The sequence below is a fragment of the Stenotrophomonas sp. STK17_22 genome, assembly GCF_051983905.1.
In the GTDB taxonomy this organism is placed as follows: domain Bacteria; phylum Pseudomonadota; class Gammaproteobacteria; order Xanthomonadales; family Xanthomonadaceae; genus Stenotrophomonas; species Stenotrophomonas maltophilia_A.
Genome location: NZ_CP197010.1, coordinates 5,003,905 through 5,026,879, shown reverse-complemented (window position 1 = coordinate 5,026,879; position 22,975 = coordinate 5,003,905). Strand labels below are relative to the sequence as shown.

Here is a 22,975-nt window from a genome sequence, read left to right as displayed (position 1 = left end):
CAAAAAGGGGACGGAGGGGATTAAGTCGTTTTTAACCCTCCGCCCCCTTCTTCTGAGGGCGCCCCCGCTTGCGCAGCACCACGGGGCGGCCCAGTGTCTGTTCCACCATCCGCAGGTAAGCTGCATTTCCCAACGGATGCTGCCCGGCACTGTGCGCGCGTATTGCCGGCAGGTCGGCGGACGCGTTCACGTCCCGCAGGAACTGCGCATAGAGCGTCGTCCGCTGTCGCTTGGTCGAGGCCAGTGCCTGAAAGGCGGGGTGTTCTGTCAGCATCGGATCATCGCGGCGCTGCAGGTTTCCATGCACGCTCGACCATGGGTGATCCTCCGGGGCGCCTGTCATGCCTGCACGAACCGGATTGAGTTCGATGTAGCGATAGACGCTGAGCAGATAGGCGTCGCTGTCCACCATCGAAGAATGGAAGCGGCCCTGCCAGAGTGGTCCGCTGCGCTCATGCCGCTGATTGAACGCCTGGACATAGTTGTTGCCCTGCATCCGCATCGCGTTGGCCAAGCCGGCCTGAGTGGAGGGTGTGGCCAATAGATGGACGTGATTGCCCATCAATACGTAGGCATGCAGCGCGACCTGATGTTTCAGGAAGGCGCTGTGCAAAAGGTGCAGAAACAGCTGGCGGTCGATATCGTCAACGAAGATCGCCCCCTTGTTCACACCGCGCTGGGTTACGTGATACGGCTGTTCGGCCAACATCAGGCGTGCTTGTCGAGGCATGGCAGTTCAGGGGGTTCAAGGAATCATCAGCCTGCCGCCTCCGTGACCGCGAAGGGCATCAGGCGATGCCGCGAGTTGATATGGGGGAGGGCAGAAGCGACTTAATCCCCTCCGTCCCCTTTTCCATACCGCGCAGGCGTCACCCCCATCTCGCGCTTGAACACGGCGATGAAGGCACTGGGTGTGTCGTAGCCCATCGACAGCGCGACGCTGATCACCGGCTCGCCGGACAGCAGGCGTGGCAGTGCCAGCAGCACCCGCAGGCGTTGCCGCCACTGGCTTGGCGACAGGCCGGTCTCGGCCAGCCAATGGCGGGCGAGGCTGCGGCTGGACAGACCGCTGCTGGCGGCCCAGTCCTCGATGCTGCGGTTGTCGTGCGGTGCGCGCGCCAGTGCGGCGGCAAGTTTCTGCAGTCGCCGGTCACGCGGTTGTGGCAGGGCAAGCGGCAGAGGCTTGCTGGCGGCAATCTCATCGGCGATCACACCGGCCAGTCGTGCCTGTGTGGCATCCAGTGGAACATGCGGCCACTGCAGCGCCCGAATCACCGCGGCCTGCAGCAGCGGCCCCGGCTGGAAGATGCGAGGGGCTGCAGGCAGGTCGGTGCAGGCCTGCGCGCTGAAGTACAGGCTCCAGCCGTCGAACGCGCTGGTACTGGCCAGAGCGTGGGGCAGCGAAGGTGGTATCCAGGCGACATGACCCGCCGGCAGCAGCCAGTGCAGGTCGCCCACCTCGATCCGTAGCAGGCCCTGATGTGCACCCAGCAGCTGCCCGCGGGCGTGCTGGTGGCGTGCCGTGCGGCGCGGACCCGGCAGGCGCAGCTGCGCCCCCAGCAACGCAGGCCCGTCGGCGGCATTGGCCAGCGCCGGGTCAATCAATGCGGTGGTTGTCTGATCTGCCATATCAATTGGCAGTTATACGGCAGAAACGTCGCGTCCGGGCTCCGACACTGGAGCCCACTTCAACGGAGCGCTTCCCCATGCAGCCACAGGACATTCTTCCGGACCATCAGAACGAGGTGCAGGTAAATGGCCTCACCGTGCGCAAGGGCAGCGTCGGTGCCTTCCTGGCCAGCGTCCGTGCCTGGCAGGATCCCACCAGCGATGATGCCACCCGCGCCACTGCCGAAGCCGACCTGCGTGCGTTGCTGCCCGGCCTGCATGCGCTAGGCCTGTTCCAGGTGCTGGCTGCGCGCGATCCGGCGTTGCAGCGCCTGATTGATGGCGCTGCCTGAAACGGACAAGGCCCGGACGGACCGGGCCTTGGCGTCATGGAGGTGGCAGAAACGACTTAATCCCCTCCGTCCCCTTTTTTGCGGTCAGCCGCCCGGTGCGAATACCAGGGTGCGGCGGGTGGTGACCGGCGCGTTGACCGGCTCGAAGCGCCAGCGCTTGACCGCGTTCAGGGCTTCGCGGTCGAAGGTCCGTCCCGACGTCGCGCGCAGCACGCGGGCGCTGACCACTGAGCCGTCGGTGCCGACGGTGATCTCCACCAGCACTTCGCCCGACGTTCCCGAACGCAGTGCCTCGGCCGGATAGCGCGGCGCCGGCGTGCTGACCGGGCGGAGGGTGGGAGCTGCCGCGGCGGCTGCCTGGCGTGCGGCGCTGGCCTGTTGGGCGGCTGCCTGCTGCTGTTTCTGTTCGGCATCGCGACGGGCCGCGGCCTGGCGCTCGGCCTCCTGGCGCTCGTTGTCGCGGCGTGCGGCATCCTGCTGCGCGGCAATCTGCTTGGCCGCATCGGCTTCCTTGGCGCGCTGCTCGGTCAGGCGCTGCTGTTCGGCCTGCTGCTTGGTCCGGTCTTCGGCGTCCTTCTTGGCCTTCTCGGCTTCGGTCTCGGTGCGCTTGGCCGCATTTTCCACGCCCTTGGCCAGGCCTTCCTTCAGGCGCGGCAGGGCGGGAGCGGAGGCGTCCACCTTCTCGATCAGTGCCACCAGGCGCTGCGCCTCGGTGTAGTCCTCGCGGCCCAGGTGCTGCTCGGCGGCGATCAGGGTGTAAGGCAGCAGGTCGGTCAGCGCGCTCTTCACCGACGCGTCGTCCGGTGTCTTGTCGCGCAGGGCGAGGTAGTACTCGATGGCGTTGTCGCCGGCCGGCGCGTACATGCGGTTCTCGCGCAGTGCCTGGCTGGCGGATTCACGCAGCTGTTCGGTGCCCATGGACTGCACCTTGGCGGCGACCACCGGTGCGGCCGGTACAGCGGCGGCGGGTGCGGCGGCCGGGGCCGGTGCTGCAGATTCTTCCTTTCCCGAGCAGGCGGCCAGCGCCAGTGCCAAAGCAACCAGCAGCCACCGGCGCGCGGCGGTGATCGTTGAGACGTGCGACATCCTGCTCCCCTCTAGAAGACGACGTGACGTAAATCATTGATACGCATGGCCGGGACCTGTGGTCCGGGCGCGGAACGATGACGTTTCCCGACGCCACCGCCGGCAACGGCGAGGGTGCAATCTAGCATCCCGGCCACCGCCGCGTACAAGGGGCAGGGGCCGGGATGGGGCAGCGGCGAAGGACCGCTGCCGGTTGCCGCATCAGTGGTCGTGCGACTTGCTGTGGCTGTTGGACATCAGCTTGTCGGTCCAGGCAATACCGATCGCCGACAGGATGAACACGCAGTGGATGATGGTCTGCCACAGCACGCCGTCCTGGGTCAGCATCGAGCAGCGGGCGACACCGATGTTGGCGGCGGCCACGCTCATCTGCTCCGGCGTGCACAGTGGGATGCCACCCAGCGCGCCACTGGCGATGAAGGTCTTCAGCAGGTGGATCGAGGAGATGCCGATGATCGCCATTGCCAGCTTCACTTTCAGCACGCTGGCATTGACGTGGCTCAGCCATTCCGGCTGGTCCGGATGGCCTTCCAGGCGCAGGCGCGAGACGAAGGTCTCGTAGCCACCGACGATCACCATCACCAGCAGGTTGGAGATCATCACCACGTCGATCAGGCCCAGCACGATCAGCATGATCTGCTGTTCGCCCATCGAGGCCGAATGCGAGATCAGGTGCCACAGTTCCTTGCCGAACAGGAACACATAGACGCACTGCGCCACGATCAGGCCCAGGTACAGCGGCAGCTGCAGCCAGCGCGAGGCGAAGATCAGCGTGGACAGCGGGGAGAGCGGCGGGCGGTTTGCACTCATGCGGAGGATGCTGCGTTGCGGGGGAGAGGCGAGGTTACCGGCCCGTCGTGACGGTGCCAACCCAACTCTCGCACTAGACTTCAGGTTCCTTTCCGCACCCCGAGCCGCCGCCATGATCGACCTGTATTACTGGCCCACCCCGAACGGCCACAAAGTGACCCTGCTGCTGGAAGAAGCCGGCCTGGAGTACCGCATCCATCCGGTCAACATCGGCTCGGGCGACCAGTTCAAGCCGGAATTCCTCGCCATTTCGCCCAACAACAAGATGCCTGCGATTGTCGACCACGCCCCGGCCGATGGCGGCGCCCCGCAGAGCGTGTTCGAGTCCGGCGCGATCCTGCTGTATCTGGCCGAGAAGACCGGCCAGTTCCTGCCCAGCGACCCGCGCGGCCGCGTCACCACTCTGGAGTGGCTGTTCTGGCAGATGGCCGGCCTGGGCCCGATGAGCGGCCAGATGGGCCACTTCAACGTGTATGCGCCGGAAAAGATCCCCTACGCGATCGAGCGCTACGACAACGAAGTGCGCCGCCTGCACGGGGTGATGGACAAGCGACTGGCCCAGCACGCCTTCCTGGCTGGCGACGCGTACACCATCGCCGACATGGCCAGCTACCCGTGGATCGGCGCCTACGACAAGCTGCCGGTGGATTTCGCCGCGTTCCCGAACCTCAAGCGCTGGCACGAAGCGATTGCTGCACGCCCGGCCACCCAGCGCGCCTATGCCCTGCGCCAGCAGGTGAACCCCAACGCCGGCAAGCCGCTCAGCGACGAAGAGCGCAAGCACCTGTTCGGCCAGCGTTGACCCGGAACGGTGGGTGCCGACCGTTGGTCGGCACGCCTCATGGGCAGAAGGTCATGCTGCCTTCCCGCACCGGCTTGGTTAGGATGGAGGCTGACCGCCCCGCGTCCATCGCGGTGGCGGACCTGCCGTTTGCCGGGATCCTCCATGCGCCACCTGTTCGCTTCGCTCGCCCTCATGCTCGCCACCAGTACCGCCGCCCACGCTGAAAAGCTGACTCTGGAAGCCATCACCGGCCCGCTGCCGCTTTCCGGCCCGACCCTGATGAAGCCGAAGGTCGCTCCCGACGGTTCGCAGGTCAGCTTCCTGCGCGGCAAGGACAGCGACCGCAACCAGCTGGACCTGTGGACCTACGACATCGGCAGCGGCCAGACCCGCCTGCTGGTGGATTCGAAGGTGGTGTTGCCCGGCACCGAGACCCTCAGCGACGAGGAAAAGGCCCGCCGCGAGCGCCAGCGCATCGCCGCGATGACCGGTATCGTCGATTACCAGTGGTCGCCGGACGCGCAGCGCCTGCTGTTCCCGTTGGGCGGTGAGCTGTACCTGTACGACCTCAAGCAGCAGGGCCAGGCCGCAGTGCGCCAGCTGACCCACGGTGAAGGATTCGCCACCGACGCCAAGCTGTCGCCCAAGGGCGGTTTCGTCAGCTTCATCCGCGGCCGCAACCTGTGGGTGATCGACCTGGCCAGCGGCAAGCAGCTGCAGCTCACCCGCGACGGCAGCACCACCATCGGCAACGGCGTGGCCGAGTTCGTCGCCGACGAGGAAATGGACCGACACACCGGCTACTGGTGGGCGCCGGATGATTCGGCCATCGCCTTCGCGCGCATCGATGAAGCACCGGTGCCGGTGCAGAAGCGCTACGAGGTCTACGCCGACCGCACCGACGTGATCGAGCAGCGTTACCCGGCCGCCGGCGACGCCAACGTGCGCGTGCAGCTGGGCGTGATCGCACCGGCCGCCGATGCGCAGCCGCGCTGGGTCGACCTCGGCAAGGAACAGGACATCTATCTGGCCCGCGTCGACTGGCGCGATGCGCAGCACCTGAGCTTCCAGCGCCAGTCGCGTGACCAGAAGCAGCTGGACCTGGTGGAAGTGGCACTCGACTCCAACCGCCAGCGCGTGCTCGCGCACGAAACCAGCCCGACCTGGGTGCCGCTGCACAACAGCCTGCGTTTCCTCGATGACGGCAGCGTGCTGTGGTCGTCCGAGCGCACCGGTTTCCACCATCTGTACCGCATCGACAGCAAGGGCAAGGCCACCGCGTTGACCCACGGCAACTGGCCGGTAGACGAACTGCTGGCGGTCGATGAGAAGGCTGGCAAGGCCTACTTCCGCGCCGGCATCGAGACCTCGCGCGAAAGCCAGATCTACGCGGTGTCGCTGCAGGGCGGTGAGCCGCAGCGCCTGTCGAAGGCACCGGGCATGCACAGCGCCAGCTTCGCCCGCAACGCCAGCGTCTATGTCGACAGCTGGTCCAACAGCACCACGCCGCCGCAGATCGAACTGTTCCGCGCCAATGGTGAGAAGATCGCCACCCTGCTCGAGAACGATCTGGCGGACCCGAAGCATCCGTATGCGCGTTACCGCGATGCACAGCGCCCGATCGAGTTCGGCACGCTGACCGCGGCCGACGGCAAGACCCCGCTCAACTACAGCCTGATCAAGCCGGCCGGCTTCGATCCGTCCAAGCGTTACCCGGTGGCGGTGTACGTCTACGGTGGCCCGGCCAGCCAGACCGTCACCGACAGCTGGCCCGGCCGTGGCGACCACCTGTTCAACCAGTACCTGGCCCAGCAGGGCTACGTGGTGTTCTCGCTGGACAACCGCGGCACCCCGCGACGTGGCCGTGACTTCGGTGGCGCGTTGTACGGCAAGCAGGGCACGGTGGAAGTGACCGACCAGCTGCGCGGCGTGACCTGGCTGAAGCAGCAATCGTGGGTGGACCCGGCGCGCATCGGCGTGCAGGGCTGGTCCAACGGTGGCTACATGACCCTGATGCTGCTGGCCAAGGCCTCGAACCAGTACGCCTGTGGCGTGGCCGGTGCGCCGGTGACCGATTGGGGCCTGTACGACAGCCACTACACCGAACGCTACATGGATCTGCCGGCGCGCAACGAAGCGGGTTACCGCGAAGCACGCGTGCTGACCCATATCGACGGCCTGCGTTCGCCGCTGCTGCTGATCCACGGCATGGCCGATGACAACGTACTGTTCACCAACTCGACCAGCCTGATGAGTGCGCTGCAGAAGCGTGCACAGCCGTTCGAACTGATGACCTATCCGGGTGCCAAGCATGGCCTGTCCGGTGCCGATGCGCTGCATCGCTACCGCGTGGCCGAAGCCTTCCTGGGACGCTGCCTGAAACCCTGATCCACAGCCGGGAAGGAGCCCGCCGATGACCCTGCCACCACCGATTCCCGCCCATCGACAGACGTCCGCCGGTTGGTGGTGCCGTCATTGGCGCTGGGCGATGCCGTTGACGGTGGTGCTGGTGCTGGGCGGCGCCGGTGGCGTGGTGACCTGGAGCGTGCTGCGCTGGAGCGAGGCGGCACGCGAGAGCCCGCCGATGCGCGAAGCGTTGCGCCGCGCGGGCTGCAGCATCGAACTGGTGGAAGCCTTTGGCGAGCCGCTGCATATCGAATCGATGCCGCTGGGCAGCATGCAGACCGCGATGAACGGCCAGCGCGACGTCGGCCTGACCGTTGCGCTGGAAGGACCGCATGCGCACGGCCGGCTGTTCGTGCAGGGCAGCCGTCGCGATGAAGTCTGGGATTACCCGGTGATGTATGTACTGGCCGAAGACAAGCAGACCTTCGACCTGACTGCACTGGATGACGACGAGGCTGCGGGGGAGTGCGAGCTGCAGGCCTGCCGTGAGCGTGGCGAATGCCCACTCACCGCCGCGTTGTGACCGCAGGTCGCGCGGCCGGGTAAGGGCGGCCATGTAGAGTCGACTGTTAGTCGACTGCTCTCCACAAGACGCCTGAAAACCCCGCGCTGCGCGCGATAGTCGACTGACAGTCGACTCTACCCATCAGCCGCGCCGTGACCTCCAGCCGATTGTCGCCATCGCCGTGAGCGCGTAAGTTGCGGGCAACCCTTTGCTGGAGTGTCCCATGAAGCCGATTGCGCTCGCTGTTGCCCTGGCCCTGACTGCCACCCCGTTGCTGTCCGCACCGCCGGCCTTGGCCGCGCCGGCCGCCAAGGCCGCGACTCCCGCCAGCCCGGCCTGGGTGGCACGCAGCAACGCCCTGGCACAGATCCTGCTGGATGCGCAGGGGCCGTTCCAGCCGGAAGAAACCGGCTTCTTCGGCGTTCCCGGCTACGACGACAAGGTGGCCGACCTCGGCCCGGACAACGGCAAGCGCTACCGCGCCGCGATGGCCAAGGCCCGCGACGAACTGAAGGCAAAGCTGGCCGCCGAAAAGGATCCCAACGTCCGCCAGGACCTGGAGATCATGATCCACGCCGCCAGCCAGAACATCGAAGGCAGCGAGCTCAACGAGAAGTACCTGTTGCCGTGGAGCGATGCGCCGCAGACGGTGTTCAGCGGCCTCAACCTGCTGCTGTCCGACCAGGTGCCGGCCGAGCGCCGGGCCAAGGCGATCGACCGCCTCAAGGCCTATGCCGGCCTGCAGCCCGGCGGCACCGCGTTCACAACGCTGGCGCGCCAGCGCTATGAAGAGCGCTTGAAGGACAGCAGCCTGCTGCAGCCGACAAAGATCGAAGTGCAGCAGTCGCTGGACAACGTCGAGACCTACATCACCGGTATCGAGTCGCTGCTGAAGAAGTACCAGATCGCCGGTGCCGATGAAGCAATGAAGGCGCTGGCCGAGCAGATGAAGGACTACGCCGCCTGGACGCGCACGACCGTGCTGCCGAAGGCACGTGCCGACGCACGCCTGCCGGCGCCGCTGTACGCCTACCAGCTCAAGCAGGTCGGCATCGACATCGACCCGAAGCTGTTGATGCAGCGCGCGCAGCTGGAGTTCATGGAAACCCGATCGGCGATGCAGCAGCTGGCGCCGCTGGTGGCGAAGGACAAGGGCCTGAAGGTGGCCGACCCGAGCGACCCGGTGGCGGTGATCCGCGCGCTGAAGGCCGACAAGATCGCCGACGATCATCTGGAAGGCCACTACCGCAAGGTGATCGACGCGATCGATCCGCTGATCCGCGAGCACGCCATCGTCGACGTGCCCAAGCGTGCCATGCAGATGCGACTGGGTTCGGCCGCCGAGAGCGCCGCCAGCCCGGCGCCGCACTTCCTGCCGGCGCCGCTGGTCAACAACACCGGGCAGCAGGGCACCTTCGTGCTGCCGCTGGGCAATCCGGCCGCCGGTCCGGGTGCGCAGTACGACGACTTCAACTTCGGCGCGGCGGCGTGGACGCTGAGCGCGCATGAAGGCCGCCCCGGCCACGAGCTGCAGTTCACCGCCATGGTCGAGCGCGGCGTGTCGCTGGCACGCACCATGTTCGCGTTCAATTCGGTGAACGTGGAAGGTTGGGCGTTGTATGCCGAAGCCGAGATGGTGCCGTACGAGCCGCTGGACGGGCAGATGATCGCCCTGCAGTTCCGCCTGCTGCGGGCCGCGCGCGCGATGCTGGACCCGATGCTCAACCTTGGCCTGACCGATCGTGCCAACGGCGAGCGCGTGCTGATCGAGCAGGTCGGCCTGTCCAAGGCGATGGCCACCCAGGAACTGGACCGCTACATGGTGCGCATGCCAGGCCAGGCCGGCAGCTACTTCTACGGCTACACCCGCATCCTGGAACTGCGCATGCAGACCGAGCTGGCACTGGGCGCGAAGTTCGACCGCCTGGCGTTCAACAACTTCCTGCTCGACCAGGGCCTGCTGCCGCCGGACCAGCTGGCCGATGCGGTGAACAAGGTGTTCGTGCCGAAGTACAAGCGCTGAGCATCACCGGTAGTGCCGGCCACTGGCCGGCAAGCGCCGTTGGTAGATGCCGACCTTGGTCGGCGCTGTGGGTTTCGTGCCAACCAAGGTTGGCACCTACCAGAGCGATGCGTCGGTTATTGCAGGGGTAGTGCCGGCCGCTGGCCGGCAATCGCCGTTGGTAGATGCCGACCTTGGTCGGCGCGGCGGGTTTCGTGCCAACCAAGGTTGGCACCTACCAGAGCGATACGTCGGTTGTTACAGGGGTAGTGCCGGCCGCTGGCCGGCAATTGCCGTTGGTAGATGCCGACCTTGGTCGGCGCTGTGGGTTTCGTGCCAACCAAGGTTGGCACCTACCAGAGCGGTGCGTCGGTTATTGCAGGGGTAGTGCCGGCCGCTGGCCGGCAATTGCCGTTGGTAGATGCCGACCTTGGTCGGCGCCGCGGGTTTCGCGCCAACCAAGGTTGGCACCTACCAGAGCGAAGCGTCGGTTGTTGCAGGGGTAGTGCCGGCCGCTGGCCGGCAATTGCCGTTGGTAGATGCCGACCTTGGTCGGCGCCGCGGGTTTTGTGCCAACCAAGGTTGGCACCTACCAGAGCGATGCGTCGGTTATTGCAGGGGTAGTGCCGGCCGCTGGCCGGCATTTCCCTTGGGCGAAGAGGATTTCTGAGGTTGCCGGCCAGCGGCCGGCACTACCGGCGGTGACCCTCTCGGGTCACCGCTGCGGTTGCGGCGTAATCACTTGTGTCGGCAACCGCGCGGGCGGTGCCGGATTCGGCACCCAGATCGCGACGCCGGCGGCGCGCTTCTGCGTGGTCGGAATACCGATGCCGACGCCGCCACCGACGTGCGAGCCGAACGTGCCGGCGCCGACCGACATGCCCACCGGCGAGCCACTGCTGCCCACGCCCATCAACACCACGCCATTGGCGCCCAGCGCTGCGGCCTCACGCTTCAGGCGTGCCACGGCGGCATCGGTCTGGCCCTGGGTGCCGAAGCCGACGGCGGACGCCGATTCCAGCTGGGCGATTTCCTGGGAACCGGCCGGTGGCGTCGAATAGATCTGCACCAGCGCCGGATCGATCGGTGCGCGGGCGCGGCCCAGCATCACCTTGGAGGTACTGGCACAGCCGGCGGCGACCAGCAGGATGGCCGCCAACGCGGCCCAACGGATGTTCATGGCACGACCCCTGTAGGACTGGTTGCGATCATCGGCGGGCCACTCTGAATCGGCGCCAACACCCGGGCCAGGGCACGCACGGCAGCACGCTAGCACGGCGGGGGTGACAGCCCCGCCAATGGCAGTAGGCGGCGGCAGCGGGAACGTCTATGGTTGGGGCAGGAACCAACTGCGGGAGAGCGGCATGGGTGTGATCAGTCTGTTGTGGGGCGTACTGGCGCTGTTGTGGATGATCCTGGCGCTGATTCCACTGCTGGGCTGGGGCAACTGGTTCCTGATCCCGTTCGCTGCGGTGGGCGCGGTCATCGCCGCGCTCGGCATCCTGTTCACCCACCCGAGCAAGCGTGGCCGGGCCTGGGCCGGGCTGGTGCTGAACGGCATCGTGGTAGTGGTGGGCATCCTCCGCCTCGGCCTGGGTGGCGGCGTGATCTGAGCCCGCACCCGGGTGCGACAGGGCGTCGCAGGCGCACGGTCCATGGCCGGGCAGGGGCGTACAATGAATGCCTGCGCGAGCCCCCCGCGTGCCTGTGAATCCGCGCCCGGCGCGGCTGCCCCATGATCATCCGACCCCGTCCCCACGGCTGGCAACTGCTTTACATCCTGCGCGGTTCGATCGTCAAAGCGATCGCGCCCAAGGTGCTGGCCATCCTGATCCTGTCCATTGCCGTGGCTGCGGTGGTGGAACTGGCGCCGCCCACCGGCATCGAACGCGTTTCCGTCACGCCGTTCACCCTGCTCGGCCTGGTCCTGTCGATCTTCCTCAGCTTCCGCAACAGCGCCTGCTACGAGCGCTGGTGGGAAGGCCGCAAGCTGTGGGGCCAGCTGGTCTACGAATCGCGCTCGCTGGCCCGCCAGGTGAACCTGCTGCTGGCCGATGACACCGGCCGCCGCCGCCGCATCGCCTACCTCACCACCGCCTTCGCCCATGCACTGGCCGGTCGCCTGCGCGGGCGCATCGTGGCGCTGATGGCCCTGCCGTGGCTGGACAAGCGCCAGCGCGAACAACTCGGGCTGCGCGAGAACGTGCCCGACGCGCTGCTCTCGATGATCGCTGCGGAACTGGCGCAGGCCCTGCGCGCCGGTGACCTCGACCCGATCCTCTACACCCAGCTGGAAGAACGCCTGCATGCGATGTCGTCGATCCAGGCCGGCTGCGAGCGCATTCTCACCACACCGCTGCCGTTCGCCTACACCCTGCTGCTGCACCGCTGCGCGTGGATGTTCTGCGTGCTGCTGCCGTTCGGCCTGGCCAGTTCGCTGGGTTGGGGCACGCCGGTGCTGTCGGCGGTGCTGGCCTATGCCTTCTTCGGTCTGGACCAGCTGGGCGAAGAAATGGAAGACCCGTTCGGCCTGGAGCCGAACGACCTGCCGCTGGACGCGCTGGTGCGCACCATCGAGATCGACCAGCTCGACGCGCTCGGCGAACGCCCCTTGCCCGAACCCCTGCTGCCGCAGGGCTACCTGTTGCAATAGCCACTCCTCGGAGCCTGCCATGTCCCACCCGCTTTACCGACCGCGCCGCATGCGCCATGACGAGTTCTCGCGCCGCCTGATGCGCGAGAACACGCTGACCACCGACGACCTGATCTACCCGGTGTTCGTGCACGAACTGGCTGGCCGCACCGCAGTGCCGTCGATGCCGGGCGTGGAGCGGCTGTCGATCGAAGAACTGCTGAAGGTGGCCGAAGAGGCGCTGGAGCTGGGCATTCCGGTGATCGACCTGTTCCCGGTGATCGACCCGTCGCTGAAGTCGCTGGATGCATCGGCGGCGTGGGCCGAGGACGGCCTGGCGCAGCGTGCGATCCGCGCGCTGAAGTCGCGCTTCCCGGAACTGGGGGTGATGACCGACGTGGCGCTGGACCCGTACACCACCCACGGCCAGGACGGCATCATCGACGACAAGGGCTATGTGCTGAACGACATCACCGTCGAGGCGCTGGTCAAGCAGTCGGTATCGCACGCCGAGGCCGGTGTGGACATCGTCTCGCCGTCGGACATGATGGACGGCCGCATCGGCGCGATCCGTCGTGCGCTGGATGCCGACAACCACATCAACGTGCGCATCATGGCCTACTCGGCCAAGTACGCCTCGGCGTTCTACGGTCCGTTCCGTGATGCGGTGGGCAGCGCCGCCAGCCTCGGCAAGGCCGACAAGAAGACCTACCAGATGGACCCTGCCAACGGCGACGAGGCCCTGCGCGAGATCGCGCTGGACCTGGAAGAGGGCGCCGACATGGTGATGGTCAAGCCGGGCATGCCGTACCTGGACCTGGTGCGCCGGGTGAAGGAAAAATTCGGCGTGCCGACCTTCGCCTATCAGGTGAGTGGCGAGTACGCGATGATGAAGGCCGCCTTCGCCAACGGCTGGCTGGACGAACGCGCCTGCGTGCTGGAGTCGCTGCTGGGCTTCAAGCGGGCCGGCGCCGATGGCGTGCTGACCTATTTCGCGCCGCAGGTGGCGCGATGGCTGCGCGAGCGCTGACAATAGCGCCACGATAGACGGAGGATTACGCGATGGGACCCGAACTGGGATGGATGCAATGGCTGATCTGGGGCATCGGTACGCTGGTGTTCGGCGCCATCATCGTCGGTGTCTTCATCGCGGCCTGGCGGGCCGGCAAGCGCCCGCCGGAGCAGCTCTCCGCCGCCCGCCATGTCGCCCGTGAGCAGGCCCTGCCGGACAGCGTGCAGGCCGAACTGGCCGCGTTGAACCAGCGCAAGGACAATGGCCAGCTGAGCGAGATCGAGTACGAGCAGCAGCGCGCCAAGGTGTTGTCGCGCTGACGGGTGGGTGCCAACCTTGGTTGGCACTTTCCCGCATGCCAACCAAGGTTGGCATCTACCAAGCGGCCATCCACGCACGGCGTGGATCTACCGCACGCACCTGGCGCCTCCATCGCTCGGGTAGCCGCCAACCTTGGTTGGCGTTTGCCGTCACCGTGCGCCCGGCACGCACCCCGCAACCGCCGCCACCTTCGGCACGGCCAACCGGTACACATCCACGCCACCGGCACGCGGTGCCTTCGCCGCACTGCTGGCAACCATCATCTCGCCCGGCTTGGCGTTGTCGATCACCGGCGCGCCGGTCCAGCCGCCGGTCTGGTTGAACGACAACCCCAACGGCTGCAGCGCCGCGCCGGTCCACGCACAGCCGCTGCTCCATACCTGCGCGGTCGTGCCGCTGCCGCGGCTGAACACCACGGCGCCGTCATGGCCCAGCCAGTCGCCATCGGTCTCGTCGTCGGCGCTGTTCAACGCGCTCAGTGCGCTGGCCGGGCCACGCAGTCCCTGCGCATCCAGCGTCGCCACGAACAGGTCCCAGCCGGCGCCACGGCCCTGCTGGCGGGCAAACAACAGCTGCCTGCCATCCGCGCTCAGGGCCGGCCCGCGCTCTTCCCGGCGGCCCGCGTCGCCCGCCAGCGGCTGCGCGGTACCCAGCTGGCCATCGGGGGCCAGCGCGGCCCGATACAGCGCCAACGCGCCCTCGCGGCCGGCCGCGAACAGCAGCCAGCGGCCGTCGCGGCTGAAGTAGGGATCACGGACCTCACCGGCCACGCCTACCGGCAAGGCCTGCGCCTGCTGCCAGCGGCCGGCCACCACGCGCGCCTCCCACAGGCCCCAACCGGCCTCGCCACGGCGGGCGAAAACGATGCGCTGGCCATCGGCGCTGATCGTGGCGCGGCCCTCGTCGGCACGGGTCGAGACCACGCCCATGCCTTCGATGCCGTACTCGTTCAACGCCATCGCCACGGGGGCAGAGAGTAGACTGGCGGCAAGCACCAGCAGGGGCGGGGTGATGCGCATCATCCGGGTCCGTGCACGAAAGAGCATCAGTCTAGCCAGCTTGAGGATTCCATGACCGACCGTTACGCCGTCTTCGGACACCCCGTTGCCCACTCGAAGTCGCCGCAGATCCATGCGACGTTCGGTCGCCAGGAAGGCATCGCGGTGGATTACCGCGCGATCGACCTGGCCCCGGATGCGTTCCTGGCCGGCCTGGAAGCCTTCGCCGCCGACGGCGGTGTCGGTGCCAACGTCACCTCGCCGCACAAGGAAGCCGCGTTCTCGGTGTGCACCACGCTGACCGCACGTGCGCGCCGCGCCGGCTCGGTCAACACGCTGCTGCGCAAGGGCGACCGCTGGCATGGCGACACCACCGACGGCATCGGCCTGGTGCGTGACCTGACCGACCGCCATGGCCTGGACCTGCGTGGCCGCCGCATGCTGCTGATCGGTGCCGGCGGCTCCGCGCGCAGCGTCGCTCCGGCCTTCCTTGATGCCGGCATCACCGAGCTGGTGGTGGTCAACCGCACGCCGGAACGCGCCGATGAACTGATCGACGCGATGGGCGAACCGGGCCGCGCGATCAGCCGCTACTGGGAAGACCTGCGCGAGCTGGGCGACTTCGAACTGATCGTCAATGCCACCTCGGCCGGCCGCGACCGCGACGTCGAGTTCAAGCTGCCGTTGTCGCTGGTCAACTCGATGACCACCGCCGTCGACCTGAACTACGGCGAGGCCGCCATCGCCTTCCTGGCCTGGGCGCGCGCAGCGAACTGCCGCAATACCGTGGATGGCCTGGGCATGCTGGTCGAGCAGGCCGCCGAGAGCTTCCTGCAGTGGCACGGTGTGCGTCCGCAGACCGACGAGGTCTACCAGACGCTGCGGCAGGGCTCGGCCGTGCTGGCCGGCGAGGACTGATCGATGGACAACACGACCCTGATGGTGACGGTGCTGAGCATCGTGGGCGTGCGCCTGCCGGTGCTGATCGCACTGTGCGTGGGCCTGGTCTGGGTGGTCGGCGCACCGCACGATGCCACCCGTACCGGCGCCCTGGTCGGCCTGGTGCTGTTGCTGCTGTCCAGCCTCGGCAGCATGGCCGCCCGCATCCTGCCGATGTGGTTGATCAACAGCGGCAACTTCGACGCCATCTCGGGCATGAGTGCCATCCTTGGCGTGCTGCACTTCGCGCTGGCGATGGTCGAGGCCATCGGCGTGGTGCTGCTGGTGTGGGCGCTGGTGCGCCTGCTGCGTACCCGCACGATCCCGGCATCCTGACCGGTAGCGCCGGGCCATGCCCGGCGTATCTGGCCCTTGGGTGGTCCGCCCATCGGACCGTGACCGCCGCCTGGCGTCGTCGCTGGCCCGTTCAGGGTGCCAGCGACGGTGAACGCGGCCGGCCATGCGACAATGACCGGCCTGATCCAGCCACGGTACTTCCCGGCGTGACCGAAACCGTCGCCGCTCCGCGCACGCTTGATGACACCTTGAAGGACGCGATCCGCAAGGCGTACACGACGCTGCAGGCCAATACCCCCGGCTTCTCCACCCGTCGCTCGCAGAGCCAGATGATCGGCGTGGTGTCGCGTGCGCTGTCGAAAAGCGGTGGCGTCGGCGTGGTCGAAGCGCCCACCGGCGTCGGCAAGAGCCTGGGCTACCTCACCGCAGGCGTACCGATCGCGCTGGCCAGCAAGAAGAAGCTGGTGATCAGCACCGGTACCGTGGCGCTGCAGTCGCAGCTGGTCGAGCGCGATATCCCGAACTTCCTCAAGGCCACAGGCCTGGAAGCGACCGTGGCGCTGGCCAAGGGCCGTACCCGTTACCTGTGCACGCGCAATGCCGCCGAGGCGCAGGGCGAGGGCTCGCAGGGCGGCATGTTCGAGGATGACGCGCCCTTGTTCGACCGGCCGCTGGCGCCGATCGAGATGGACATCGCCAAACGCCTGACCGACGCCTTCACCGGCGGCAGCTGGGATGGCGACATCGACAACGCACCGGAGACCATCAGCCCCGGCCTGCGCAGCCGCATCACCACGCCGGCTTCGGGCTGCGCGGGGCGTCGTTGTGCCTATTCGGCGCAGTGTGCGGTGCTGCGTTCGCGCAACACCGTGCGTGATGCGCAGATCGTGGTCACCAATCACGCGCTGCTTCTGTCGGCGCTGTCGATCGGCGACAGCGACAACGGCCAGCCGTTGATCGCACCGCCGTCGGATATGCTGCTGGTGCTGGACGAAGGCCATCACATCGGCAACGTGGCGATCGACCAGGGCGCGGCCAGCCTGGCGCTGGACGAGATGGCCAAGCGCACCGGCCGCCTGCAGATCCTGATCGCCGGCGCCTACCGCGCGGTCGACAAGGACCGCCTTGGCAACCTGTTGCCGAACGAGGCGATCGAGGTGGCCAGCAACGTGGCCAAGCAGCTGCGCGCGTTCCGCGACCACGTCGAGCGGGTGTGGATGCCGGCACCGGCCGACGAAGAGCCGATGTGGCGCGCGGCCAATGGCCGCCTGCCCGAGGCCTGGCGCGAGCCGATTGAAGCGCTGGCCGACGACACCCGCAGCCTCTACAACTGGGCGCATGCCGCCACCGCGCAGGTGGCCAAGGGCAAGCCGGACGATGCCGCGCGCGAGCGCCTGCAGCGCAACCTGGGCATGGCGCTGGAGATGATCGAGCAGCAGTACAACCTGTGGCAGGCCTGGCGCCGCGAGGACAAGGACGGCGCGCCGCCGATGGCGCGCTGGGTCACCGCCACCCGCGACGGCGACCTGGTGCTGCATGGCTCACCGGTGTCGGCCGCGCACGTGCTGCGCAAGCTGCTGTGGGATGAAGTGGATTCGGTGGTGATGACCTCGGCGACGCTGACCGGCGGTGGCGACTTCCAGTCGCTGGCGATCGACAACGGCATTCCGGAAGAGGCCGAGATGGTCTCGCTATCGTCGCCGTTCGACCTGCCCAACCAGGCCGAGCTGATCGTGCCGAAGTTCCCGGTCACCCCGGACGACCGCGAAGGGCACCCGCGCGAAGTGGCGCGCTACCTGGACACCGAACTGGACTGGGCCAAGGGCTCGATGGTGCTGTTCACCTCGCGCTGGAAGATGGAGAAGGTAGCCGGGCTGATGTCGGCCGCGCGCCGAAAGCAGGTGCTGGTGCAGGGCGAGATGTCCAAGACCCGGCTGATCGACGAGCATCTGCGGCGCGTGGCGGCAGGCGAAGGCTCGGTGCTGTTCGGGCTGAATTCGTTCGGCGAAGGCCTCGACCTGCCCGGTGAGGCCTGCACCACGGTGGTGATCACCCAGGTGCCGTTCGCGGTGCCGACCGATCCGCAGACCGCCACGCTCAGTGAGTGGTTCGAGGGGCGTGGCCTCAATGCCTTCAACCTGATCGCGATTCCGCACGCGCTGCGCACGCTGACCCAGTTCGCCGGCCGCCTGATCCGCACCTCCACCGACACCGGCCGCGTGGTGATCCTCGATTCGCGGCTGCTGACCCGCCGCTACGGCAAGCGCATCATCGACGCGCTGCCGCCGTTCAAGCGTGTGATCGGCTGAGACGGGGTCGGATCCCTTCCGCAGGAAGGGCTCTGACCCGACCACGCACTCTGTCGCTCAATCGCCCTCCGGATTCCGGCAGGCCTGGTTGCCCATCGCATTGTGGTAATCGCGATCAAAGCAGCGCAGGAAGCCATCGAGCACGTCCAGGTTGGGCGGCCACGGCACATCCACCTTCTGCCCGCCGGCGGTCGTGAAATGATAACGCCCATTCTTCAGCGCCTTGGCAATCTGCTCCGGCGCAGGAATCCCGATCAACCTTGCTCGCGCTTTCTCCAGCGCCCCACGATCACGCTGCAGGAAGGCGATCGTGCCGTCCACGTAGGCGTTCCAGTAACCGGGGTCGGTGGCGGTGGGCTTGTAGGTGCGCTGCATCAGCGCCACCGCCTGCGGGTACTGGCCCGCCTCCGCACGCATCTGGCCTTCATGCCAGAGAATCATGGTGTTGCCCGCAGCCTTGGGCAGCGCAGCATAGGCGGCGAGCAGATCAGCAGCTTCACGGTGGCAGCCACGGTCGGCCAGCGTGCGCCAGCCACCTGCCAGGTCCTGATCGAATCGGCCAGGTTCCATCGCCAGCATCGCGGCACGGTCGTAGCTGCAGTCGGGGGCTTTGGACGGTTCTGCTGACGTGCCCATGGCAGCGGCCAGCGCAAAGGAAAGCAACATCATCTCAACCTCCGTGTTGGTGACTTCCTGGACCACCATAACGGATCAGGAGCGGTAGCGCCGGCCGCTGGCCGGCAACCTCATTGATGTGGGGCGTCGCAGTGCAGATGCCGGCCAGCGGCCGGCACTACCGCACGGGGATCAATCGCCGAGCAGCGCGGTGTTGCGTACGGCGCCCTTGTCGGCACTGGTGGCCAGCAGCGCGTAAGCCTTCAGCGCGCTGGTGACCTTGCGCGGGCGGGGTGCGCGCGGCTTCCAGCCGCGGGCATCGGCGTCGGCGCGGCGCTGGGCCAGCGTGGCCTCATCCAGCAGCAGGTCGATGCGGCGGGCCGGGATGTCGATGCGGATGCGGTCGCCGTTTTCCACCAGGCCGATGACACCGCCGCTGGCGGCTTCCGGCGAGACGTGGCCGATCGACAGGCCCGAGGTTCCGCCGGAAAAGCGGCCATCGGTGAGCAGCGCACATTGCTTGCCCAGCCCCTTCGATTTCAGATAGCTGGTCGGGTACAGCATCTCCTGCATGCCGGGGCCGCCCTTCGGGCCTTCGTAGCGGATGACCACCACCTCGCCCGGCTGCACCTCGTCAGCGAGGATGCCGGCGACGGCGGCGTCCTGGCTTTCGTAGACGCGCGCGGGGCCTTCGAACACGTGGATCGACTCGTCCACGCCGGCGGTCTTCACCACGCAGCCATCGATGGCCAGGTTGCCGCGCAGCACGGCCAGCCCGCCTTCCAGCGAATACGCGTGCTGCAGCGAGCGGATGCAGCCCTCGGCGCGGTCCACGTCCAGCGTCGGCCAGCGCGTGGCCTGGCTGAAGGCTTCCTGGGTGGGGATGCCGGCCGGGCCAGCCTTGAAGAAGGTATGCAGGGTGTCGTTGTCACTGCGCACCACGTCCCAGCGTTCCAGTGCTTCGGCCAGGCTGGCGCTGTGCACGGTCGGCACCGTGGTTTCGAGCAGGCCGGCGCGGTCCAGTTCACCGAGGATGCCGAACACGCCGCCGGCGCGATGCACGTCCTCGATGTGGTACTTCGGCGTGTTCGGCGCCACCTTGCACAGCTGCGGTACGCGCCGCGACAGCGCGTCGATGTGGGTCAGGTCGAAGTCGACCTCCGCTTCCTGCGCGGCAGCCAGCAGATGCAGGATGGTGTTGGTGGAACCGCCCATGGCGATGTCCAGGGTCATCGCATTGGCGAACGCGGCCTGGGTGGCGATGCCACGCGGCAGCGCGCTCGGGTCTTCGCCGCCATACCAGCGGTGGCAGAGTTCGACGATCAGGCGGCCGGCGCGGCGGAACAGCGCCTCGCGGTCGGCGTGCGTGGCCAGCGTGGTGCCGTTGCCCGGCAGTGACAGGCCCAGTGCTTCGGTCAGGCAGTTCATCGAGTTGGCGGTGAACATGCCCGAGCAGGAGCCGCAGGTGGGGCAGGCGCTGCGCTCGAACGCCGCCACCTTCTCGTCGGAGGCGCTGTCATCGGCGGCCACCACCATCGCATCGACCAGGTCCAGCTTGTGCTCGGACAGCTTGGTCTTGCCCGCTTCCATCGGCCCGCCGGAAACGAACACCACCGGGATGTTGAGGCGCAGCGCGGCCATCAGCATGCCGGGGGTGATCTTGTCGCAGTTGCTGATGCACACCAGCGCGTCGGCGCAGTGCGCGTTGACCATGTACTCCACGGCGTCGGCGATGATCTCGCGGCTGGGCAGCGAATACAGCATGCCGTCGTGGCCCATCGCGATGCCGTCGTCCACGGCGATGGTGTTGAATTCCTTGGCGACGCCGCCGACCTGTTCGATCTCGCGCGCGACCAGCTGGCCGAGGTCCTTCAGGTGCACGTGGCCGGGCACGAACTGGGTGAAGGAGTTGGCGATGGCGATGATCGGCTTGTGGAAGTCGCCGTCCTTCATGCCGGTGGCACGCCACAGGGCGCGGGCGCCGGCCATGTTGCGGCCGGCAGTGGAGGTGCGGGAGCGGTATTCAGGCATGGCTGGCGGAACGGGCGGGCCGTACAACGTGGGGGTCGCCCGATCATGGCCAATTTTTTCGGTTGCTGCTGCAACCACCCGTTTTCGGTAGATGCCGACCTTGGTCGGCGCCGTGCCGTGTGTGCCAACCAAGGTTGGCACCTGCCAGAGCGGTGCGCCGCCCGGGGTCGGATCCCATCGCGGCGCGATGGGCTCTGACCCCAATGCCCGACGAAAATGAAAGTCCGTTCATCTTTCGGACTTTGCCGATTCCGGTTGCTGGTCCGGATTTGGCATCATTGGGGCATTGATCCGTCGACAGGGCATGAGGCCATGAAACGTTCCCGCACCACCGCGCTGCTGCTGATGAGCGCCGCACCGCTGCTGTTCACCGCCTGCCAGAAGGAGCCGGAGGTGAAGGTGCAGGAAGGCCTGTACACCTCGGTGGAGGCCTGCACCGAGGCCACCGGCGATCCCTCGTCGTGCCGCAATGCGTTCGCCGAAGCGCAGAAGCAGGCCGCCGATGCGGCGCCGAAGTACGCCAGCAAGGAAGCCTGCGAGAAGGACTACAAGCCGGAACAGTGCGTGCAGCAGCACACCTCGGCCGGTACCTCGTTCATCGGCCCGATGATGATGGGCTTCTTCATGTCGCAGATGCTGAGCAACCGCGGCGGCCTCGCGCCGCAGGCGCCGGCGGCGTCGCCGGCCTACCAGGACAAGAGCGCTGGTTGGGCGCGTCCGGCACCGGGCGGTACCGGTGGCCTGAACACCGCCAGCGGCATCGGCGCCGGCAAGGCGGGCCTGGCGCCGGTCACCAGCGAACCGAACCGTGCGGTCACCGCCAGCCGTGGTGGCTTCGGCAACACCAGCGCACGCCGCAGCACCAGCGGCAGCTACGGCGGCTGATCGACCCATGCAGCGTATCCGGATTGCCGAGCGTGCCCAGTGGCGGGCACGCGCGGAAGAGGCGGGTTTCCGCTTCCACACCATCGACGGCCAGCCGTACTGGGATGAAAGCGCGTATTACGCTTTCACCCTGCGCCAGATCGAGCAGGACATCGAAGATCCCAGCGCCGAGCTGCACCAGATGGCGCTGGACCTGGTCGGCGATGTCATCGGCAGCGAACGCCTGATGGACCAGCTGGCGATTCCGTCGCATTACCGCGACTGGATCGCCGACAGCTGGCGCCAGCGCCAGCCGCATCTGTACGGTCGCCTGGACCTGGCCTACGACGGTACCGGCCCGGCCAAGCTGTACGAACTGAACTACGACACGCCGACCTCGCTGTTCGAGGCCAGCTTCTTCCAGTGGCAGTGGCTGGAGGACCAGCGCAACGCCGGTCGGCTGCCGCAGCATGCCGACCAGTTCAACGCGATCCACGAAGCGCTGGTCGAACGCTTCGGCGAACTGGCCACGCAGCTGCCGCCGCCGCTGTATTTCAGCGCCGTGGGCAGTTCGGAAGAAGACCGCGGCACCGTCGACTACCTGCGCGACTGTGCGTCGCAGGTCGGCCTGCATGGCCAGGCGATCGCCGTCGAGGATATCGGTCTGTCCGAGGACGGCCGCTTCACCGCGCTGGATGATTCGGTGATCGGCACGCTGTTCAAGCTGTATCCGCTGGAAGACCTGATGGCCGAAGAGTTCGGCCGCGCGCTGCCCGGTTCGGGCGTGCAGCTGCTGGAGCCGGCGTGGAAGGCGGTGCTGAGCAACAAGGGCATCCTGCCGCTGCTGTGGCAGCGCAACGTGGGCCATCCGAACCTGCTGGAAGCGCATTTCGATGACGGCAGCACGCTGGCCTCGGGCTGGGTGCGCAAGCCGCTGTTCTCGCGCGAAGGCGCGAACATCGAGATGCACCTGGCCGATGGCAGCACCCAGCGCAGCGACGGTCCCTACGATGGCCCGGCGATCATCCAGCGCGCCCATCCGCTGACCCGCTTCGAGGGCGGCTATCCGCTGATCGGCAGCTGGGTGGTGGGCGACCATGCCTGCGGCATCGGCATCCGCGAGGACGACAGCGCGATCACCCGCGACAGTGCGCGCTTCGTGCCGCACGCAATCGTTGACGAGGCGCCGACGCGGATCTACGTCTGATGACAGTGCGGCGCCCACGGGCCGGCGTAGGCAACCATCGCCCGTCGTAGAACAACCGCTGTGGGTAGAGGCCGACCTTGGTCGGCGCCGTTGATTCCGTGCCAACCAAGGTTGGCATCTACCAGAGCGGTGCGTCGGTTGTTGCAGGGGTAGTGCCGGCCGCTGGCCGGCAACCGCCGTTGGTAGATGCCGACCC

22 protein-coding genes are annotated in these 22,975 nt (G+C 67.4%); 14 read left to right on the top strand and 8 right to left on the bottom strand.

Annotated elements, in window-relative coordinates; genetic code table 11:
• Window positions 1-31 precede the first annotated feature (31 nt).
• Window positions 32-730, bottom strand: a complete 699-nt coding sequence (locus ACSYS9_RS23370; protein WP_071228553.1) for a transposase — start codon at window positions 728-730, stop codon at window positions 32-34.
• A 101-nt stretch (window positions 731-831) separates the two neighbouring features.
• Window positions 832-1,629 carry an AraC family transcriptional regulator gene (locus ACSYS9_RS23365; protein WP_071228552.1) on the bottom strand — a complete coding sequence of 266 codons (798 nt, stop codon included), beginning with the start codon at window positions 1,627-1,629 and terminating at the stop codon, window positions 832-834.
• A 77-nt stretch (window positions 1,630-1,706) separates the two neighbouring features.
• Between ACSYS9_RS23365 and ACSYS9_RS23360 the strand changes: the two genes are divergently transcribed.
• Window positions 1,707-1,961: a hypothetical protein gene (locus ACSYS9_RS23360; protein ID WP_049462828.1), complete on the top strand. Its 255-nt coding sequence runs from the start codon at window positions 1,707-1,709 to the stop codon at window positions 1,959-1,961.
• An 84-nt stretch (window positions 1,962-2,045) separates the two neighbouring features.
• Here the strand turns inward: ACSYS9_RS23360 and ACSYS9_RS23355 are convergent, their stop codons facing one another.
• Window positions 2,046-3,047 (bottom strand): energy transducer TonB, encoded by a 1,002-nt coding sequence (locus tag ACSYS9_RS23355; protein WP_071228551.1) that lies wholly within the window; start codon window positions 3,045-3,047, stop codon window positions 2,046-2,048.
• 201 nt (window positions 3,048-3,248) lie between these two features.
• Window positions 3,249-3,857: a TIGR00645 family protein gene (locus ACSYS9_RS23350; protein WP_071228550.1), complete on the bottom strand. Its 609-nt coding sequence runs from the start codon at window positions 3,855-3,857 to the stop codon at window positions 3,249-3,251.
• 112 nt (window positions 3,858-3,969) lie between these two features.
• Between ACSYS9_RS23350 and ACSYS9_RS23345 the strand changes: the two genes are divergently transcribed.
• From ACSYS9_RS23345 to ACSYS9_RS23330, 4 genes are all read left to right on the top strand, one after another.
• The gene (locus ACSYS9_RS23345) at window positions 3,970-4,659 is read left to right on the top strand and encodes a glutathione binding-like protein (RefSeq protein ID WP_032129128.1); all 690 of its coding nucleotides are present in this window, start codon (window positions 3,970-3,972) and stop codon (window positions 4,657-4,659) included.
• A 144-nt stretch (window positions 4,660-4,803) separates the two neighbouring features.
• Entirely contained in the window at window positions 4,804-7,029 is a 2,226-nt protein-coding gene (locus ACSYS9_RS23340; RefSeq protein ID WP_071228549.1) for a S9 family peptidase, read from the top strand.
• A 25-nt stretch (window positions 7,030-7,054) separates the two neighbouring features.
• Complete coding sequence (locus ACSYS9_RS23335) at window positions 7,055-7,570, top strand: cytochrome c oxidase assembly factor Coa1 family protein (RefSeq protein ID WP_032129126.1); 516 nt, start codon at window positions 7,055-7,057, stop codon at window positions 7,568-7,570.
• A gap of 205 nt (window positions 7,571-7,775) precedes the next feature.
• Window positions 7,776-9,575 carry a DUF885 domain-containing protein gene (locus ACSYS9_RS23330; RefSeq protein WP_071228548.1) on the top strand — a complete coding sequence of 600 codons (1,800 nt, stop codon included), beginning with the start codon at window positions 7,776-7,778 and terminating at the stop codon, window positions 9,573-9,575.
• 694 nt (window positions 9,576-10,269) lie between these two features.
• On the opposite strand, the gene ACSYS9_RS23325 is transcribed toward ACSYS9_RS23330, so the two are convergent.
• Window positions 10,270-10,734: a hypothetical protein gene (locus ACSYS9_RS23325; protein ID WP_014038879.1), complete on the bottom strand. Its 465-nt coding sequence runs from the start codon at window positions 10,732-10,734 to the stop codon at window positions 10,270-10,272.
• A 184-nt stretch (window positions 10,735-10,918) separates the two neighbouring features.
• Here ACSYS9_RS23325 and ACSYS9_RS23320 point away from each other — a divergent pair, with 184 nt between their 5' ends.
• The 4 genes from ACSYS9_RS23320 (at window position 10,919) to ACSYS9_RS23305 (ending at window position 13,518) form a co-directional block, all read left to right on the top strand.
• Window positions 10,919-11,167: a hypothetical protein gene (locus tag ACSYS9_RS23320; RefSeq protein WP_006475755.1), complete on the top strand. Its 249-nt coding sequence runs from the start codon at window positions 10,919-10,921 to the stop codon at window positions 11,165-11,167.
• A gap of 122 nt (window positions 11,168-11,289) precedes the next feature.
• The gene (locus tag ACSYS9_RS23315; RefSeq protein ID WP_071228547.1) at window positions 11,290-12,207 is read left to right on the top strand and encodes a bestrophin family protein; all 918 of its coding nucleotides are present in this window, start codon (window positions 11,290-11,292) and stop codon (window positions 12,205-12,207) included.
• Window positions 12,208-12,226: 19 nt separating this feature from the next.
• A complete protein-coding gene (hemB, locus tag ACSYS9_RS23310; RefSeq protein ID WP_032129123.1) occupies window positions 12,227-13,216 on the top strand; it encodes a porphobilinogen synthase in 990 nt (329 codons plus the stop codon).
• A gap of 32 nt (window positions 13,217-13,248) precedes the next feature.
• Complete coding sequence (locus ACSYS9_RS23305; RefSeq protein WP_049400875.1) at window positions 13,249-13,518, top strand: hypothetical protein; 270 nt, start codon at window positions 13,249-13,251, stop codon at window positions 13,516-13,518.
• 150 nt (window positions 13,519-13,668) lie between these two features.
• Here the strand turns inward: ACSYS9_RS23305 and ACSYS9_RS23300 are convergent, their stop codons facing one another.
• Window positions 13,669-14,541 carry a TolB family protein gene (locus ACSYS9_RS23300; RefSeq protein ID WP_071228546.1) on the bottom strand — a complete coding sequence of 291 codons (873 nt, stop codon included), beginning with the start codon at window positions 14,539-14,541 and terminating at the stop codon, window positions 13,669-13,671.
• Between the two features lie 48 nt (window positions 14,542-14,589).
• On the opposite strand from ACSYS9_RS23300, the gene aroE reads away from it, so the two are divergent.
• The 3 genes from aroE (at window position 14,590) to dinG (ending at window position 18,062) form a co-directional block, all read left to right on the top strand.
• Window positions 14,590-15,435, top strand: coding sequence for a shikimate dehydrogenase (gene aroE, locus ACSYS9_RS23295; protein ID WP_071228545.1), 846 nt, complete (start codon window positions 14,590-14,592; stop codon window positions 15,433-15,435).
• Between the two features lie 3 nt (window positions 15,436-15,438).
• Window positions 15,439-15,792, top strand: coding sequence for a hypothetical protein (locus ACSYS9_RS23290; RefSeq protein WP_440568652.1), 354 nt, complete (start codon window positions 15,439-15,441; stop codon window positions 15,790-15,792).
• Window positions 15,793-15,959: 167 nt separating this feature from the next.
• Window positions 15,960-18,062 carry an ATP-dependent DNA helicase DinG gene (gene dinG / locus ACSYS9_RS23285; RefSeq protein ID WP_071228543.1) on the top strand — a complete coding sequence of 701 codons (2,103 nt, stop codon included), beginning with the start codon at window positions 15,960-15,962 and terminating at the stop codon, window positions 18,060-18,062.
• Window positions 18,063-18,119: 57 nt separating this feature from the next.
• On the opposite strand, the gene ACSYS9_RS23280 is transcribed toward dinG, so the two are convergent.
• Together ACSYS9_RS23280 and ilvD are read right to left on the bottom strand one after the other, a co-directional pair.
• Window positions 18,120-18,731, bottom strand: a complete 612-nt coding sequence (locus ACSYS9_RS23280) for a hypothetical protein (RefSeq protein WP_071228617.1) — start codon at window positions 18,729-18,731, stop codon at window positions 18,120-18,122.
• A 138-nt stretch (window positions 18,732-18,869) separates the two neighbouring features.
• Entirely contained in the window at window positions 18,870-20,708 is a 1,839-nt protein-coding gene (ilvD, locus tag ACSYS9_RS23275; RefSeq protein WP_049424111.1) for a dihydroxy-acid dehydratase, read from the bottom strand.
• Window positions 20,709-21,020: 312 nt separating this feature from the next.
• Between ilvD and ACSYS9_RS23270 the strand changes: the two genes are divergently transcribed.
• A complete protein-coding gene (locus tag ACSYS9_RS23270) occupies window positions 21,021-21,593 on the top strand; it encodes a DUF1190 domain-containing protein (RefSeq protein WP_071228542.1) in 573 nt (190 codons plus the stop codon).
• Between the two features lie 7 nt (window positions 21,594-21,600).
• A complete protein-coding gene (locus ACSYS9_RS23265) occupies window positions 21,601-22,779 on the top strand; it encodes a glutathionylspermidine synthase family protein (RefSeq protein WP_071228541.1) in 1,179 nt (392 codons plus the stop codon).
• Window positions 22,780-22,975 lie beyond the last annotated feature (196 nt).

Excerpts from the sequence above, each read along its gene's own strand:
- ACSYS9_RS23370 (WP_071228553.1), bottom strand. The coding sequence starts at position 730 with ATGCCTCGACAAGCACGCCTGATGTTGGCCGAACAGCCGTATCACGTA.
- ACSYS9_RS23365 (WP_071228552.1), bottom strand. The coding sequence starts at position 1,629 with ATGGCAGATCAGACAACCACCGCATTGATTGACCCGGCGCTGGCCAAT.
- ACSYS9_RS23360 (WP_049462828.1), top strand. The coding sequence starts at position 1,707 with ATGCAGCCACAGGACATTCTTCCGGACCATCAGAACGAGGTGCAGGTA.
- ACSYS9_RS23355 (WP_071228551.1), bottom strand. The coding sequence starts at position 3,047 with ATGTCGCACGTCTCAACGATCACCGCCGCGCGCCGGTGGCTGCTGGTT.
- ACSYS9_RS23350 (WP_071228550.1), bottom strand. The coding sequence starts at position 3,857 with ATGAGTGCAAACCGCCCGCCGCTCTCCCCGCTGTCCACGCTGATCTTC.
- ACSYS9_RS23345 (WP_032129128.1), top strand. The coding sequence starts at position 3,970 with ATGATCGACCTGTATTACTGGCCCACCCCGAACGGCCACAAAGTGACC.
- ACSYS9_RS23340 (WP_071228549.1), top strand. The coding sequence starts at position 4,804 with ATGCGCCACCTGTTCGCTTCGCTCGCCCTCATGCTCGCCACCAGTACC.
- ACSYS9_RS23335 (WP_032129126.1), top strand. The coding sequence starts at position 7,055 with ATGACCCTGCCACCACCGATTCCCGCCCATCGACAGACGTCCGCCGGT.
- ACSYS9_RS23330 (WP_071228548.1), top strand. The coding sequence starts at position 7,776 with ATGAAGCCGATTGCGCTCGCTGTTGCCCTGGCCCTGACTGCCACCCCG.
- ACSYS9_RS23325 (WP_014038879.1), bottom strand. The coding sequence starts at position 10,734 with ATGAACATCCGTTGGGCCGCGTTGGCGGCCATCCTGCTGGTCGCCGCC.
- ACSYS9_RS23320 (WP_006475755.1), top strand. The coding sequence starts at position 10,919 with ATGGGTGTGATCAGTCTGTTGTGGGGCGTACTGGCGCTGTTGTGGATG.
- ACSYS9_RS23315 (WP_071228547.1), top strand. The coding sequence starts at position 11,290 with ATGATCATCCGACCCCGTCCCCACGGCTGGCAACTGCTTTACATCCTG.
- hemB (WP_032129123.1), top strand. The coding sequence starts at position 12,227 with ATGTCCCACCCGCTTTACCGACCGCGCCGCATGCGCCATGACGAGTTC.
- ACSYS9_RS23305 (WP_049400875.1), top strand. The coding sequence starts at position 13,249 with ATGGGACCCGAACTGGGATGGATGCAATGGCTGATCTGGGGCATCGGT.
- ACSYS9_RS23300 (WP_071228546.1), bottom strand. The coding sequence starts at position 14,541 with ATGATGCGCATCACCCCGCCCCTGCTGGTGCTTGCCGCCAGTCTACTC.
- aroE (WP_071228545.1), top strand. The coding sequence starts at position 14,590 with ATGACCGACCGTTACGCCGTCTTCGGACACCCCGTTGCCCACTCGAAG.
- ACSYS9_RS23290 (WP_440568652.1), top strand. The coding sequence starts at position 15,439 with ATGGACAACACGACCCTGATGGTGACGGTGCTGAGCATCGTGGGCGTG.
- ACSYS9_RS23280 (WP_071228617.1), bottom strand. The coding sequence starts at position 18,731 with ATGATGTTGCTTTCCTTTGCGCTGGCCGCTGCCATGGGCACGTCAGCA.
- ilvD (WP_049424111.1), bottom strand. The coding sequence starts at position 20,708 with ATGCCTGAATACCGCTCCCGCACCTCCACTGCCGGCCGCAACATGGCC.
- ACSYS9_RS23270 (WP_071228542.1), top strand. The coding sequence starts at position 21,021 with ATGAAACGTTCCCGCACCACCGCGCTGCTGCTGATGAGCGCCGCACCG.
- ACSYS9_RS23265 (WP_071228541.1), top strand. The coding sequence starts at position 21,601 with ATGCAGCGTATCCGGATTGCCGAGCGTGCCCAGTGGCGGGCACGCGCG.